The organism is Lacinutrix sp. MEBiC02595 (assembly GCF_053601555.1).
In genome coordinates, this window is record NZ_JBSHNU010000153.1 from 1 (window position 1) to 389 (window position 389).

At 39.6% G+C, this 389-nt stretch carries 1 pseudogene; it reads left to right on the forward strand.

The annotated features are described in order from the left end of the window. Positions 1-389, forward strand: a pseudogene (locus ACVCZW_RS02860) (gliding motility-associated C-terminal domain-containing protein); the annotation flags it as partial.

Consider the following 389-nt stretch of genomic DNA (forward strand, 5'->3'; position numbering starts at 1 on the left):
TTTATCAGACGATTGTGGGAACACCGCAACGCCGCAAATACAAACGATTACCGTTTCAGATAATATTGCGCCAACATTTACTGCGCCTGCAGCTATTGAAATTTTTACGGATGCTTCTTGTAATTATGATGCAACGGTTAGCGAAACTGGTGATGTAACCAATGAAGCTGATAATTGTGATACTACTTTAGATGCGACTTTTACAGATGTTGTAACAGCTGGTGCTTGTGAAGGTTCTTTTGTTATTAATAGAACTTGGACTTTATCAGACGATTGTGGGAATCCTGCAACGCCGCAAATACAAACGATTACCGTTTCAGATAATATTGCTCCGGATATTACTAGTTGTACTACTGTTACAGATACCTCTGTAGATTGTACTGCGGATG